Raw genomic sequence first — 15,782 nt, forward strand, 5'->3', positions numbered from 1 at the left:
GATGAAAATGTTTCGTCCACTTTGGGAGGATGGGGCCGCTCTGGCCCCACAGCAGTTCCAGCAGCAGGCTCGCTGGAACGCTCATTGTATCGCTGCTCGATTCCGGTAAATCCGCGCTAAAGACTGGCTCCACAAAATTATTAGTGAATTCTCCGGCAGGTATTAAAGCGAAGCCCGGCTGGCCGAACGTCGCCAGCGGACACGCCGATAACACCGGTAATCCGAAACTGAATTAACCCCTCTCCCTGAAGCGCGCCGAGGCGGTACGCGGCTGGATACGGGACACCGGCGACGTGCCGGAAAGCCGCTTTGTGGTACAGGGGTATGGCGAAAGCCGCCCGATTGCAACGAATGACACGCCGGAGGGCCGGGTGCTCAACCGCCGTGTCGAAATTAGTCTGGTGCCGCAGGCCGATGCCTGTCAGTTACCGGGCGTAACCCCGGCGCCATCGCAGGATGATGGCGCTTTATAAAACAAAATACACACAGTCTTTTGGGTAGCGGTGAGGCGATAACTGACGCCGTCGGCCCAGTGCAGTCGGATCATCGGAGCAGCCTGCCGCAGAAAGCCTGAAGGATGAAGTGTATTAATGGAGAGTAATACATGGCAATTCCTGTTTATCTTTGGCTGAAAGACGACGGCGGCGCGGACCTGAAAGGCTCTGTAGACGTTCAGGATCGTGAAGGCAGTATTGAAGTGGTTGCACAGCAGCACAACCTGTACATCCCGACCGATAACAACACCGGCAAGCTGACCGGTACCCGTATCCACACCCCGTTCCTGTTCACCAAGGAAATCGACGCCTCCAGCCCGTATCTGTACAAGGCGGTTACCACCGGCCAGACACTGAAGTCTGCCGAGTTCAAGTGGTACAAAATCAACGACGCGGGCCAGGAAGTGGAGTACTTCAACACCAAACTGGAAAACGTGAAGGTGGTGAAAGTAAACCCGGTAATGCACGACATCAAGGACCCTTCCTACGAGAAACATAACCATCTGGAGCAGATAGAACTGCGCTACGAAAAAATCACCTGGTCTTACAAAGACGGCAACATCGTTCATTCCGACAGTTGGAACGAGCGCGCCACCGCGTAAGTGATGCGCCATATTTCGCGCCGTAGCGGCGCGGGCGGTGTTCATGCACCCCGGTCACACGGTTATCTGTGCGCCCGGGGAGGCACTCGCCTGCCGCCTCGCTGCAACACGAACTATTGAGCGTAACCGCCTGACGGGCAGCGCGTCCTGCCCGTTTTTCTGCTTTTCACAACGTCTGCCCTGCGGGCGTTTTGCAAAGCAGTCACACATTTTATCAGTACTGACCTTATGGGCATCGGTTAGCGGCCAGGGGCGGTAGCGTGTCAAAAAGAGAGGGAATGAAACTCATGGAAAATCCAGCCGTTCTGTTACGTCGCCTGAATCCTTACTGCGCCCGTGCGCTGGAAGGTGCCGCCTCCCTGTGTCAGACCCGCGCCCACGCGGAAATTTACCCGGAGCACTGGCTGCTGAAGCTGCTGGAGCAGGGCGAAGGCGACCTGACGGTGCTGGCGCGCCGCTACGAATGGGACATGGATGCGCTGTGGCAGGACCTGCTGGGCTGGCTCGACAATCTGCCGCGTTCGGTGCGGGGGCGACCGCAGCTTTCCGGCAACATGCTGAGCCTGCTGCAGGAAGCCTGGCTGCTGGCCTCGCTCAGTGGTGAAGCGCAGATACGCAGCCTGCATCTGCTGACGGCGCTGACCGGTAAGCCAAAACTGCTGCGCTGCGACGGCCTGTGGCCGATGCTGACCCTGGCGCAGAGCCAGCTTGAGCGCTTAACGCCGCTGCTCGACGCGCAGTCGGATGAGCGCCCGGAAGTGCAGCAGGAAGCAGAGCTCGCCTGCGCGGGTGGCGATGTGGAAATGGTGGGGCGCCCGGCAGGGGCTGAAGCAGGGGCTGACGGGCTGAAGGCCGGTGAGCTGAACCCGGCCCTGCAGAACGCGCTGGATAAATTCACCCTCGACGTGACCGCCAGAGCGAAGGAAGGCAAAATCGACCCGGTATTTGGCCGGGACACGGAAATCCGCCAGATGGTGGATATTTTGTCGCGCCGCCGCAAGAACAACCCGATTCTGGTCGGAGAGCCGGGCGTCGGGAAAACCGCGCTGGTGGAGGGGCTGGCGCTGCGCATTGCCGAAGGCAATGTGCCGGCCTCCCTCAAACCCGTGGCGCTGCGCACGCTTGACCTTGGCCTGCTGCAGGCCGGGGCGGGTGTGAAGGGTGAATTTGAACAGCGCCTGAAAAACGTGATTGATGCGGTGCAGCAGTCGCCGGTGCCGGTTTTGCTGTTTATTGACGAAGCGCACACCATCATCGGCGCGGGCAACCAGGCCGGGGGCGCCGATGCGGCCAACCTGCTGAAACCGGCGCTGGCGCGCGGCGAGCTGCGCACCATTGCCGCCACCACCTGGAGCGAATATAAGCAGTATTTTGAGCGCGACGCCGCGCTGGAGCGCCGCTTCCAGATGGTAAAAGTGGACGAGCCGGACGACGAGACCGCCTGCCTGATGCTCAGGGGCCTGAAATCGCGCTACGCCGAACACCATCATGTACACATCACCGATGAGGCAGTGCGCGCCGCCGTCACGCTGTCCCGCCGTTACCTGACTGGGCGCCAGTTGCCGGATAAAGCCGTCGATTTGCTGGATACCGCCGCCGCGCGGGTGCGTATGAGCCTTGATACCGTGCCGGAGCCACTGACCCGGGTGCGTGCGCAAATGACCGCGCTGGAAATGGAAAAACAGGCGCTGCTGGAAGATGTCGCCGTCGGTGACGGCGCGCAGGGTGAACGGCTGGCCGCTATTGAGCAGGAAGAGGCGCGCCTGAGCGGGGAGCTCGGCGGGCTGGAAAGCCGTTACCATCAGGAACAGAAGCTGACTGAACAACTGCTGGCCAGCCGCCAGGATATCGCCCGCCGGGAAGAGGCTTACGCGCTGCAGCAGCAGCTCAGCGGGCTGCAGCACACCAGCCCGCTGCTGTCTGTGGATGTGGATGTGCGCACCGTCGCCAGCGTGATTGCCGACTGGACCGGGGTGCCGCTCTCCTCGCTGATGAAAGACGAGCAGTCGGAACTGCTGAACCTGGAGACGGAAATTGGCAGGCGCGTGGTCGGGCAGGACGTCTCCCTTAACGCCATCGCTCAGCGCCTGCGCGCGGCGAAGACCGGGCTGACGCCAGAAAACGGCCCGCAGGGCGTATTCCTGCTGGTTGGCCCGAGCGGCGTTGGGAAAACTGAAACCGCGCTGGCGCTGGCCGACGTGCTGTACGGCGGGGAGAAATCGCTGATTACCATCAACCTGTCGGAGTACCAGGAGCCGCACACCGTTTCCCAGCTAAAAGGCTCACCGCCGGGCTACGTCGGTTACGGGCAGGGCGGTATTCTGACCGAAGCGGTGCGCAAGCGCCCGTACAGCGTGGTGCTGCTGGATGAAGTGGAAAAAGCGCACCGCGACGTAATGAACCTGTTCTATCAGGTGTTCGACCGCGGCTTTATGCGCGACGGCGAAGGGCGCGAAATCGACTTCCGTAATACGGTCATTCTGATGACCTCGAACCTCGGCAGCGACCACATCATGCAGTTGCTGGATGAACAGCCGGATGCCGGCGAAGCCAGCCTGCAGGAACTGCTGCGCCCGATTTTACGTGACCACTTCCAGCCGGCGCTGCTGGCGCGCTTCCAGACCGTGATTTACCGGCCGCTGGCGCAGGCGGCGATGCGCACCATCGTGGAAATGAAGCTCGCGCAGGTGAGTCAGCGCCTGCGCCGCCACTACGGCCTGAGCACGCATATTGAAGAGAGCCTGTACGACGCCCTGACCGCCGCCTGCCTGCTGCCGGACACCGGCGCGCGCAACGTCGACAGCCTGCTGAACCAGCAAATCCTGCCGGCGCTGAGCCGGCAGTTGCTCACGCACATGGCGGCGAAGCAGAAACCGCAGGCTCTGACGCTCGGCTGGAGTGAAGAAGAGGGCGTCGGAATGACGTTTGACCTGCCACAGGGAGTGCACGCATGAACGGTAATCCTCCGATAAGATTCAGCCACAGCCATCACCGGCTTTCGGTGAAGGGGTGTGAAGCAGAGCTTGATGTGCTGGCGTTTGAAGGCCATGAAGCCCTGAGCAAACCGTTCAGCTACCGCATTGAGTTCACCAGCGCTGACCATACCCTCGGTCAGGAAATGATGCTGATGAAAGCCGCTGCCCTGACGCTGCAGGCGCCGGTGGAGCAGGGCTTTGGCATCAAAATCCAGCAGGCGGTGCGCACCCTGCAGGGGGTGGTGAGCGGCTTTGAACGCCTCGGCACATCAAAAGATGAAACCCGTTACGCCCTGACGCTGCAGCCACGCCTGGCGCTGCTGGACCGTTCGCATCAGAACGCCATCTACCAGGACATGAGCGTCCCGCAAATCGTGGAAAAAATTCTGCGCGAGCGCCACGGCATGCGCGGGCAGGATTTTCTGTTCTCGCTGAGCCAGGAATACCCGCGCCGCGAGCAGGTCATGCAGTACGGTGAGGATGACCTGCACTTTATCACCCGCCTGCTGGGAGAGGTGGGTATCTGGTTCCGCTTTACCACCGACACGCGCCTGAATATTGACGTGGCGGAGTTCTGTGACGGGCCGCAGGGCTATGAGAAAGGCCTGACGCTGCCGTCGGTGCCGCCGTCGGGGCAGCACTCGCAGGGCGCGGACGCGGTGTGGGGAATGGAGAGTCATCATAGCGTGGTGCAGAAGCAGGTCAGCACCCGCGATTACAACTACCGGCAGGCCACGCAGGACATGAACGCCCGGGTGGATGTGACGCGCGGGGATGTCACCACCTACGGTGATGCCTACCACTATGCCGATAACTACCTGACGGCGGGCAGTGCGTATGAGCGCAGCCCGGCGCCGGAGTCCGGCGCGTTCTACGCCCGTATCCGGCATGAGCGCTACCTGAACGGTCAGACGCAGACCCGAGCCGTCACCAGCTGCCCGACGCTGGTACCGGGTATGTTGCTGAAAGTGACGGGCGGAGACGAAGTGGCGGAGGTCTTTGGTCAGGGCGTTGTTGTGACCGCAATGCACACGCACGCCCGTCGTGACGAAGATTTTGGAGTGAATTTTGAGGGTATCCCGGACAGCGCGGACTTCAGCTTCAGCCCTGAGCCGGGGGCACGCCCGGTGATGGCGGGGACCCTGCCGGCCCGGGTCACCAGCACCACCGAAAATGACATCTACGGCCACATCGACAGGGACGGTCGCTACCGGGTTAACATGCTGTTTGACCGGGACAGCCGGGAGACCGGGTTTGAGAGCCTGTGGGTGCGCCAGTCGCGCCCGTATGCGGGGGATACCTACGGGCTGCACCTGCCGCTGCTGGCGGGCACCGAAGTGGCGATTGGCTTTGAGGACGGAAACCCGGACCGGCCGTACATTGCCGGCGTGCTGCACGACTCGGCGCACGGCGACCACGTCACTATCCGCAACTACAAGCGTAACGTGCTGCGCACACCGGCGAACAACAAAATCCGCCTCGACGATGAGCGTGGCAGGGAGCATATCAAGGTCAGCACCGAGTACGGCGGCAAGAGCCAGCTGAATCTGGGGCACCTTGTCGACAGCGAAAAACAACGGCGCGGCGAGGGCTTTGAGCTCAGAACCGACGAGCGGGGCGCGATACGGGCACAGAAAGGGATTTTTATCAGCGCGGACGGCCAGCCGCAGGCGCAGGGCCAGGTGCTGGAGATGGGGGCGGCAGTCAGTCTGTTGAAAGGGGCTGTAAACCAGATAACCGAATGGGGAAGTATCACTCAGACTCATCATAATTTTTCTCCGGATGCGGGGTCGCTGAGAGAGTTTGTTAACGGGGCCAGTAATCTGAAAGAAGCCGCACTGGTGATGGCGGCACCCAAAGGTATTGCTGCCGTTACACCAGAAACCACCCTGTTGCACAGCGGAAAAGGTTTGTACTTACAGAGCCTGGGTGAAGTGAATATTGCAACGGCACAGCGGCATTCGGTTAATGCCAGCAAAGCAATTTCAATCCTTGCACAACAGGAAGGCATGCGTCTGGTGTCGGCGAAAGGCCCGCTGGCGGTAGAGTCTCATGCTGATACGTTGTCTATGACATCTCTGAAGGATGTCACCGTCCAGTCTACCCAGGGGCATTTGCAACTGACGGCAAAAAACGGGATTACTCTGGGCTGTGGTGGGGCTTATATTCGTCTTACGCCACAGGGAGAGGTGCATATTCACGGGCCGGGATTAATCAGTCTTAAAGGTCTGCACGATTTGCAGGGGCCAGCCGGCGAGGATTTTCCTCTGCCAGAACTGCCGGCATCAGTATGCAAAGAGTGCCTTAAAAAAGCTCAGGAACTGGCGCAGGGTTTTGTACCTAGGGAGGCATAAATGACCGCGCAATGGATTGAAGAAGTTGCTGTTACCTGCCGGGCTTCCGGAACTGATTATCTTGATATTATCGTTGACCAGGCAGGGCTGGATTTCAGCGTTATTCCGGCACTGAATGCACTGTCGGTGGAGTGGCAGTCACTTTATCACGGGCTTCCGGAAACGTTTATCATCGATGATGCTCCGCTGGTTGCACGTATTATAATTGATGATCTTCAGCAGATGCAGTGGTTGAAACATATGAGTCAGCAAGTTGCCGTTCAGGCTCCGTTGCTGCTGTTGTGTTCACACTGGCCTTTTTCTTCCCTGGCTCACTGGTTCACACAATGTATCGATATTCTTCAGGAAGGGCGGAGCGGGATTTTACGGTTTTACGATACGCGGATTTTCCCCGTGCTTTTTACGCACGTCCTTAGTGAGGATCAGCAAAAGCCTTTATTGCGCCCTGTACTGTTCTGGGCATGGCAGGATATGGATGGTAATGCCAGAGGTATGCAAGGTTGCGGTACGCCCCAGACCCTCGATGAAAAACCTAACAAAATCGACCTCAGCGATCGCCAGCTTGAGTATCTGATGTGCATATGTGATGTCATGACCCTTCTGTCGCACTGTGCACCGCCAGCGGGTAGGTATGCATCACAACAGGCACTTTTTTCTGATTGTTACCAGGGCATGGTGGAGGCAACCAATCAGGGCATTATTCTGGATGAAGCACGTGAGGCCTGGGTCATGAAAAAGTGGTTTTACACATAAGTAAGGGCCTGATGGTGAAAAGAAATCGTTTTATCCGCCGTTACATCCTCCCTTTTTAAATGCTCTTTTCATACAAGGAAAATCAGATGAAACATTCACTGTTAAGCCCGCTGCTGGCGGGCCTGCTGCTGTTAACCGGCTGCTCGCAGCCTGCCGCTCAGGCCGGAGGCGGCGGTGGCACCATTAAAGCCATCAATCACACCAAATGGGCGATTAACCACTTCAGCGTGGATAACCAGTCGGGCATCGACATTATTGGTCCGTTTCAGGGGGGCGGCGGTGGCTGCTGCTACAGCGCGCCCGCCCGCTGGACGCCGGGTATGACGGTACGTATTGACTGGGAAACCGGGGTGGGATATTCAGCGGATTTCCCTGGGTATGAAAATTGGGACAAGTATCTGGAATGGAAAAAAAAATAAAAGCTCTAAAACGCCAGCACAGCAAAACCGTGCCGGTACCCGACTATAACGGCCAGGATGTGTGCGGTATCACGGTGCACTTTTTGCCCTGCGATGAGGTGAAGGTGACAACCAGCTGCTGGTCACCAAGAAATGCCAGTTACCCGATAAAAGAGCCCATCAGGATGAAGGAGCCGAAGGTATGTCCGAAATAAAGGAAACCAGTTTAGCCTGCCACCGCTCAGCGTTTAGTGCCTCTTTATACAGGGAAAGTCAGATGAAACATTCACTGTTAAGCCCGCTGCTGGCGGGCCTGCTGCTGTTAACCGGCTGCTCGCAGCCTGCCGCTCAGGCCGGAGGCGGCGGCGGCACCATTAAAGCCATCAACCACACTAAATGGGCGATTAACCACTTCAGCGTGGATAACCAGTCGGGGATTGATATTATCGGCCCGTTTCAGGGGGGCGGCGGTGGCTGCTGCTACAGCGCGCCCGCCCGCTGGACGCCGGGTATGACGGTACGTATTGACTGGGAAAGTGGGGAGGCATCAACAGAAGGTTTCCCAGGATTTACTGATTACGAAAAATATAAAGCCTGGGAGAAAAAAATGAGTGCTCAGAATCGCAAGCACAGCAAAACCGTGCCGGTGCCCGACTATAACGGCCAGGATGTGTGCGGTATCACGGTGCACTTTTTACCCTGCGATGACGTGAAGGTGACGACCAGCTGCTGGTCACCGGGAAATGCTAATTACCCGATAAAAGAGCCCATCAGGATGAAGGAGCCCAGAGTATGTCCGAAATAAAGGAAACCGATTTAGCCTGGCTTCCGCCGCCGTTTCCGGCGCAGGGACGCCTGCCAACGCAGGCGCTGCAGGTCGGGCAGAGCTGCCATCAGCAGAGCAGCGCCGAGCGGCTCTACCGCCAGGAACTGTGTCTGGCGGCCGGACGACGCGTGGAGCCGCCGTGCTGCAAAACGCTGCATATCAGTCTGTTTTTCGACGGTACGGGGAATAACCTGAACAATGATCTGCTGCTGTCTGACCCGAAGCACCCGACCAATATCGCGCGGTTGTTTCGTGCCACTATTGGAACCGGTACGGCGGGCGGGGTACCGACTGGCGGGCAGGCAACACTGTTAGATGGTGCTGAAGACGGCGGCGGGAAATATTTTAAGTTCTACATGCCCGGTGTGGGCACCCCGTTCCCGGAAGTGAACGACCCGGACTATTCCACCCTGGGGCTGGTGGGCGCAACCAGGGGGGAAGAGCGTATTAACTGGGCGCTGCTGCGCATTATTGATGTACTGAAATTTACCGCTACAGAAGAATGGTTAACCACCGCAGAGAGCCGAAAGTCCCTCAGTAAAATGGGTACCAGCTGGAACCGGCTGTGGTTTGGCGGCAGCCACAACCGCTATGAAGAGTTCAGCCGCTTACTGAATGAGTTAGCCCCGCAGCTGAAGCCATTGATCACCCAGCCGGAGCCGGGTAAACCGAAGCTGTTAGGCATCAAACTGTACGTTTACGGCTTTTCCCGCGGCGCTGCCGCGGCGCGTACGTTTGTACGCTGGCTGAGCGAGCTGCTGCCCCCGCCGAAAGCGGAAGGCGAAAAGCCCCCACAGTGCCTGCAGACTGGCGAGCTGCAGCTCCCCGTCAGCGTGGAGTTTCTCGGGCTGCTGGATACCGTGGCCTCCGTCGGAGTGGCGCACGTGGTGCCGGTTGCCGAGGGGCATATGTCCTGGGCAGACGGCACAATGGAGCTGCCGGACGATGCAACCTACGGCGGTCTGATAAAAAAATGCGTGCATCTGGTGTCCGGGCATGAGCAGCGCCTCTGCTTTCCGCTCGACTCGGTGCGCCGGAGTGACGGCAAATACCCGCCCTATGCCACCGAGGTGGTGTATCCGGGGATGCACTCGGATCTGGGGGGCGGTTATCCGCCGGGGGATCAGGGGAAGGCTAATGGGGAGGATGACGGTTTATTGCTGTCACAGATAACATTACATGATATGTATTCTTCAGCTTTTAGCGTCGGTGCCCCCTTTAAAGTTCCATCAATTTCATTATCACAAGACCTGCAATCAAATAATTGGCGAATGCTGTCCCCTGAACTGCAATTGGAATTTGAAGTAGCGCCTGAATTAGTTCAACGCTTCAACGCGTGGCGTGAACTCACCCTGAATCTGACCACGCCAGAAAAAGTCACGCCTGAAGAGGCCTGCGAATACAACCCACCGCGTGCCAGCGGCAGTCTGGAAACCGTGGTTGAAAACCAGATTGCGTGGCTCACCGCCTGGCGTATCGAGCGCTATGCCAGAGGTTCGATGCTGAAAACGCCGTTCTACCAGCGCGCCACCAATACCGAAGCGCTGCCCGCCGCGCGTAAGGCTGCAGAAGACGCACGGGATGAAAAGCAGCGGATAGTGCTGAAAAGGCGTCAGGAACAGATAGCAAAACAGTCCGCAGACAAGATGGATGAGCTGGTACTTCAGCCGGGCATCAAGGATTTCGACCCGGATATGGCGCAGACTCAGTTGTTTGAAGCGGCGAAGGAGTTTGGAAAGGATTACCACGACGGTTACCGTATCCCGGAGAACCTGGCGCAGATAGTGCTGGATACCGTGCTGCAGCCGCTAGTTTTCGTTCTCAATACCGATGATGAACCCCGGGAATACCGGCGAATAAAGGCAGACGGAGACGCGCGGCAGGCTGTGCTTTTCCCGGAAGCCGGTGAGGCCAGTAATGCGCAGCAGCCTGCCGGGCTGGTCAGGGCGTTGTTCGACGACCAGGTGCACGACTCGCGAGCCTGGTTTATGCACGCGGCGCTGGGTACGCGCGAGATGTGGGGCGGCTACTTCCGTTACCGGATGATTTATTTCAGCGACAAATGTAGTAAGTCTCTGTCACCGCTGGTAATCGCCGGGAACCTTGTCGGGTTTGCCACCCTGACCACGGGTGTAGTGCTGAGTTTCAGACAAAAGAGCCTGACCGGAAAGGTGGCAGGGCTGGCTGCGACAGGCGCGGTGCGCTCACTGCAGGTTGAGGTACTGGACAGGCTCACCCGTGAACCCGTGGCGGAACTGCCGGGGGGAGAGCAATTACGTGCGTTTACCCGGGAGCCAGGTGTGGTGGTTGCCCGTCAAAAGGCGCAGGTGGCTGAACAGCAACTGGCGCGTGCGCGGGCTGCGATCCCGGCCAGCTGGCTTGAAAACGTGGTGACGGCGATCGCCTGAGAAAGAGGAAGGAGAACCTGATGAGTAAGGTTATTCGCACAGGGGACAGGCTGCGGGAATATGGCGGTAAGGTATTAGGGGGGCACTATCAGTGCTTTGGTCAGGGATTTGCCTGCAAAGGGGATTCGGTTCGCTGCAACCAGCATGGGATGACCACCATCGTTGAAGGTAGCTCACTGACCATGATTGATGGTCAACCGGTAGCGCTGCACGGCCACCGCTGTGCCTGTGGCTGTACGCTGGTCAGCTCGTTTCCTGACTGCGGTATTGAACAGTGAGATCTGCTCCTGTCTACCCGGAATACAAAACGGCGCGGCCACCCGCTGCAGCCAGGTGGCTGTCAGCCTCGGCATTACTGGTGCTGAGCTGCGGCGGTGTGGGCGCACTATGGCCATCAACACAAGGTGAAAGTTCGCCGGTTGCGCTCGGTATCCTGGTAGCACTGATGCTGGCGGGCACTGGTTGGCTTGTGCGGCTGTTGTATTATCGTACCAGTATGCATAACGCCGCTTTCTACTACCAACTGGTGGCATATGAACAGCAGCAGTGGTGGGCACAGCACCGGCAGTCGTTCTGGTTAAAGGAAGTGCTATTGCTGGGGCCTGCGGGTACGCGTTCAGTTGACTGGCTGCGTGTTCTTAATCGCGAACAACGCCCACCAGAAGAAAAAAAAGAGGGGGGCAGCGGTGCGCTGAGACTGCCGCAAATTTCGGCGATAGATCCCTCCGCACGTGAAAAGTGGTTGGCGGAAATGCTGGTTATTGAGTGGCAAAAGCAGCGCAGTGAAATAAAACTCACGTCACCTTTGCGTTGCTACTGGCAGGGGGCCGATATTACCTGGCAGGCATTTCGCGCACAGATGGCACTCACTTTCCCGGAAATCGCGCTGCCTGCACGGCCTGAGCCCTGGCAAGGGGAAGCCAGTCTGGCTGAGATAGCGAGCGATCTTGCTGAAGCCAAACCTGAGGACACGATGCTGATCGCCGGATGTCTGGTGGTCGCGGCACAGCCTGGTACAGCGCTTCCAGCCGGAGAATCAGCCGTACTGTGGCTGGCTGGACGGAATGGCCCGGTACAGCTAACGCGTGGTGAAACTTTTTCGCCAGCAAAAGGCGACATATTACCCACAGTGTTTGCCCGGGCACTGGAACAGAGCGAAATAAAAGACCCTCCGGAGGCCTGTATGTTGTTTTCCCAGCCCGACATTAAGGCGCTGGCGAGTGGTGGCTGGGATGTCAGTCAGCATCTGCAGGACGCCAACTGGGGGGATATCGGCGATATGGACGCGCTCATCGTGTTATCGCTGGCCGCAATCTATGCCGAGCACCACCAACAACCGTGTGGCTGGATTGCCCGCGACCCGATGAACCCCCTCGCAACTGGAATTATAAAACCTGATGGACAACGTCAATAAACCTGCTGCCATCTCTGGGGCAGCCACGGCAACGGTATGTATTGCTGTAACTACTTTACTGGTACTGCTGGGCGGAATGGCGTGGTGGCTGTGGGCGACCGAACGTTCAACGGAATGGGAAACGCTGCGCCCGCTTATCGTCTCTGGCTTTATCATTTGGGGAATTGCGCTCAGCCTGCTTGTTCTGGGGTTTATGGCCTTCCGGTTATTGATTAAGGACAAGGTTAGCCCGTCGGCATCCCGCAAACATAAACCCATAAAAGTTAGCAGAGGTGAACACGCTTATGCGCCTCTGAAAAAATACCTCCGACTCCGCTACAGATTGTTCTGGCGCCACAAAGTCCGCCTGTTGTTGATTACCGGCGATGAGGCAGCCATTGAGCAACTGGTGCCCGGCCTGCAGAAGGAGCAGTGGCTTGAGGGCAGCCGTACCGTGCTGATTTACGGCGGCAGCCTGACTGCTGAGCCTGACCGCGAAAAATACGCCGCGCTGCGTAAACTGCGGCGCGGCCGCCCTCTGGATGGCATTGTGCGCGTCATGCCTGCCTCGTTTAACCTGACACCCCAAATCAGCGACAGCGACCTGCGCGGGCTGGAAAAAATCAGCGAACTGCTCCGCTATTCCGCACCGGTCTGGCTGTGGCAATTATGCGACAGCGGCTGGTCGCAGAGCGGCCGCACTGAGCAGGCGGTGGGGGCCGCTTTCCCGCTGCGCGCAGCCGAAGACGATATTATCCGCCAGCTTGAGCTGATGCTGCCGGCCCTGCGGGCGCAGGGCGTGAGCCAGGTCGCTGAGAACAACGGTCACGACTTCCTGCTGCGCCTGGGTCAGCACCTTGCAGAGGGCGGTATTGCCCGCCGGGCAGAACAACTGGCGCCGTGGCTGTTTGCCTCTCAGCAGCGCATTCCGCTGCGTGGCCTGATGTTCAGCCTGCCACAGGGGCAGTCATCCGGCGCCATTGAGGATGCCGGACTCTCTGCCCCTGCCGGGGCCGAAAAATATATCCCGCAATCACAGCGCCATGCCCTGACGTTATCTGTTACCTGGCAGGGGGTTGTGGACGATTGCACCCGCGTACGCGGTCGCCGGGTCGGAATGCCGTGGGAGCAGGCGCTGGCCTGGGCGCTGACGGCGATTATCGGCGTCTGGGCGGCGGGAATGCTGCTCTCTTTTGCGCTCAACCGGTCACAGATAGTTTCTGTTGCAGAGCAGGCGCATGCCCTGGTGGAACATCCTTCCGTCTCGGACAGCCAGCTGACGGCCCTGCACGCCCTGCGCAACGATGCCGGACGCCTGCAGCATCGTATTCAGAACGGCTCACCGTGGTATCAGCGCTTTGGTCTGGACCATAACCCGCAGCTACTTGACGCACTGCTGCCCTGGTACGGCGTGGCGAACAATCGTCTGATACGCGACCCGGCAAATGCCGCCCTGATGCAGAAGCTCAGCGCGCTGGCCAACTCGGCCCCGAACAGCGACCAGCGGGCTGCGCTGGCAAAACCGGGCTATAACCAGCTGAAGGCCTGGCTGATGATGGCGCGCCCGGATAAGCCGACGGCGCGTATTACGCGCAGACCATGAAAACCGTGCAGCCGGCGCACCCGGGTATCTCAGCCGGCCTGTGGCAGAGCCTGTCGCCGGATTTGTGGGCCTTTTACATCGCCGTGCTGCCGGAGCAGCCGCAGTGGAAAATCACGCCGGATGCGCAGCTGGTCAGCCAGAGTCGCCAGGTGCTGCTGCAGCAGATAGGGCGGAGTAACGCGGAAAGCACCCTGTATGAGAATATGCTTAAATCCGTGCGCCGTAATTTCGCCGATGTGTCCCTGGAGGACATGACCAGTGGTACCGATGCGCGGCGGCTGTTCACGACAGATGAAGTTGTGCCCGGCATGTTTACCCGCCAGGCGTGGGAAGAGGGTATTCAGCAGGCCATCGAAAAGGCCGCGAGGTCGCGGCGGGATGAAATTGACTGGGTGCTGAGCGACAGCCGAAAAACCGTCTCCTCAGACCTGTCGCCGGAAGCCCTGAAGGCCCGCCTGACGCAGCGTTACTTCACCGATTTTTCCGGCAGCTGGCTGAGTTTCCTCAACGGTCTGCGGCTTAACCCGGCAAACACTATTGCCGATGTGACGGACCAGCTGACGCTGATGAGCGATGTCCGCCAGTCCCCGCTAATAGCGCTGGTGAATACCGTCGCCTGGCAGGGGCAGACCGGACAGCGGAGCGAGAGGCTGTCGGACTCCCTCATCAAATCGGCGAAAGACCTGGTGGGCGGAAAAGATAAACCGGCGATTGACCAGTCTGCCTCCGGGCCGCAGGGGCCACTGGATGAAACCTTTGGCCCGCTGCTGCAGCTTGTGGGCAAAAATAAGGGCAGCAACGTTATGTCGGCTGACAACTCCCTGAGCCTGCAGACGTATCTGACCCGCATCACCCGCGTGCGCCTGCGTTTGCAGCAGGTGGCCAGCGCCTCCGACCCGCAGGAGATGATGCAGGCGCTGGCGCAGACCGTATTCCAGGGCAAAAGCGTGGACCTGACCGACACCCAGCAGTACGGCAGCCTGATTTCGGCAAGCCTCGGCGAAGAGTGGAACGGCTTTGGCAACACGATGTTTGTACAGCCGCTGAATCAGGCATGGGAAACCGTTTTGCAGCCGTCGGCAGCCAGCCTGAATGACCGGTGGAGCCGCTCGATTGTTGCGAACTGGCATACCGCGTTTGACGGACGTTTTCCGTTTGCCGTCAGTAAAAGCGATGCTTCCCTGCCGATGCTGGCTGAATTTGTGCGTAAGGACAGCGGGAGAATAGAGCGCTTCCTGACCACGGAGCTCAGCGGAGTGCTGCATAAAGAGGGCAGTCAGTGGGTGCCGGATAAGGTCAACAGCCAGGGGCTGAGCTTTAACCCGGCGTTCCTTAGGGCCATTAACCGGCTGAGCCAGATATCGGACATTCTGTTTACCGATGGCGGTCAGGGTATCAGCTTCGAACTGCAGGCCCGCCCGGTGCCGCACGTGGTGGAAACACAGCTGACCATTGATGGTCAAAAGCTGCGCTACTTCAACCAGATGGCCGACTGGCAGCCCTTTCGCTGGCCGGGAGACACGTACAGGCCGGGCACCATGCTGACCTGGACCACGGTCAGTGCGGGTGCGCGCCTGTTTGGTGACTACAGCGGGACCTGGGGCTTTATTCGCTGGCTGGATGAGGGCAGGCGTCAGCAGCTTGACCGCAGCCAGTGGATGATGAGTTTCACCGCAGCGGATGGCCGCACGCTGCAGTGGGTGCTGCGCTCCCAGCTGGGTAAAGGTCCGCTGGCGCTGCTGGAGCTGCGGGGCTTTACGCTGCCGGAGCAGATATTCAGCGTCGACAGCGCGGCCATGGCCCGGGCGCTGGTAGCCGGCAGGGAAGGCAGCGAGCGGGACGAGATTGAATAACCGGCATTTTGCAGGCTCCGGCGGCCGGCTGTCAGGCGGTCAAACCGCTGCGGTGAAAATAGATGCAGCCATGTACGGAAAGCGGGTATCGCTGGCTTATCCACATCAGTGATGCCCGCCTGG

8 protein-coding genes and 4 pseudogenes are annotated in these 15,782 nt (G+C 59.1%); all 12 read left to right on the forward strand.

From position 1 onward, the window contains the following. Position 1: 1 nt before the first annotated feature. Positions 2-85, forward strand: a pseudogene (locus tag SFA31_RS19100) (hypothetical protein); the annotation flags it as partial. A gap of 1 nt (position 86) precedes the next feature. After that, a pseudogene (locus tag SFA31_RS13330) lies at positions 87-473 on the forward strand (OmpA family protein); the annotation flags it as partial. A gap of 131 nt (positions 474-604) precedes the next feature. Next, positions 605-1,096, forward strand: a complete 492-nt coding sequence (gene hcp, locus SFA31_RS13335) for a type VI secretion system effector Hcp (RefSeq protein WP_322837070.1) — start codon at positions 605-607, stop codon at positions 1,094-1,096. A 287-nt stretch (positions 1,097-1,383) separates the two neighbouring features. Beyond that, positions 1,384-4,050 (forward strand): type VI secretion system ATPase TssH, encoded by a 2,667-nt coding sequence (gene tssH / locus SFA31_RS13340; protein ID WP_322839301.1) that lies wholly within the window; start codon positions 1,384-1,386, stop codon positions 4,048-4,050. Further along, a complete protein-coding gene (locus SFA31_RS13345) occupies positions 4,047-6,425 on the forward strand; it encodes a type VI secretion system tip protein VgrG (protein WP_322838418.1) in 2,379 nt (792 codons plus the stop codon). Before tssH ends, SFA31_RS13345 begins: the two co-directional genes overlap by 4 nt. Beyond that, complete coding sequence (locus SFA31_RS13350) at positions 6,426-7,178, forward strand: DUF4123 domain-containing protein (protein WP_322838419.1); 753 nt, start codon at positions 6,426-6,428, stop codon at positions 7,176-7,178. It begins immediately after the preceding gene. A gap of 86 nt (positions 7,179-7,264) precedes the next feature. Continuing rightward, positions 7,265-7,791 (forward strand): annotated as a pseudogene (tli1, locus tag SFA31_RS13355) (T6SS immunity phospholipase A1-binding lipoprotein Tli1-KP). Positions 7,792-7,853: 62 nt separating this feature from the next. Next, positions 7,854-8,381 carry a T6SS immunity phospholipase A1-binding lipoprotein Tli1-KP gene (tli1, locus tag SFA31_RS13360; protein WP_322838420.1) on the forward strand — a complete coding sequence of 176 codons (528 nt, stop codon included), beginning with the start codon at positions 7,854-7,856 and terminating at the stop codon, positions 8,379-8,381. Beyond that, positions 8,369-10,810 (forward strand): DUF2235 domain-containing protein, encoded by a 2,442-nt coding sequence (locus SFA31_RS13365; RefSeq protein WP_322838421.1) that lies wholly within the window; start codon positions 8,369-8,371, stop codon positions 10,808-10,810. Before tli1 (SFA31_RS13360) ends, SFA31_RS13365 begins: the two co-directional genes overlap by 13 nt. A gap of 20 nt (positions 10,811-10,830) precedes the next feature. Continuing rightward, positions 10,831-11,088, forward strand: coding sequence for a PAAR domain-containing protein (locus SFA31_RS13370; protein ID WP_322838422.1), 258 nt, complete (start codon positions 10,831-10,833; stop codon positions 11,086-11,088). After that, complete coding sequence (locus SFA31_RS13375; protein ID WP_322838423.1) at positions 11,085-12,224, forward strand: hypothetical protein; 1,140 nt, start codon at positions 11,085-11,087, stop codon at positions 12,222-12,224. The genes SFA31_RS13370 and SFA31_RS13375 overlap by 4 nt, the downstream gene beginning before the upstream one ends. Next, positions 12,208-15,659 (forward strand): annotated as a pseudogene (locus SFA31_RS13380) (ImcF-related family protein). The gene SFA31_RS13375 and the pseudogene SFA31_RS13380 overlap by 17 nt, the downstream one beginning before the upstream one ends. Positions 15,660-15,782: the final 123 nt, after the last annotated feature.

Source organism: Erwinia sp. HR93 (assembly GCF_034555055.1).
In the GTDB taxonomy this organism is placed as follows: Bacteria; Pseudomonadota; Gammaproteobacteria; order Enterobacterales; family Enterobacteriaceae; genus Apirhabdus; species Apirhabdus apintestini.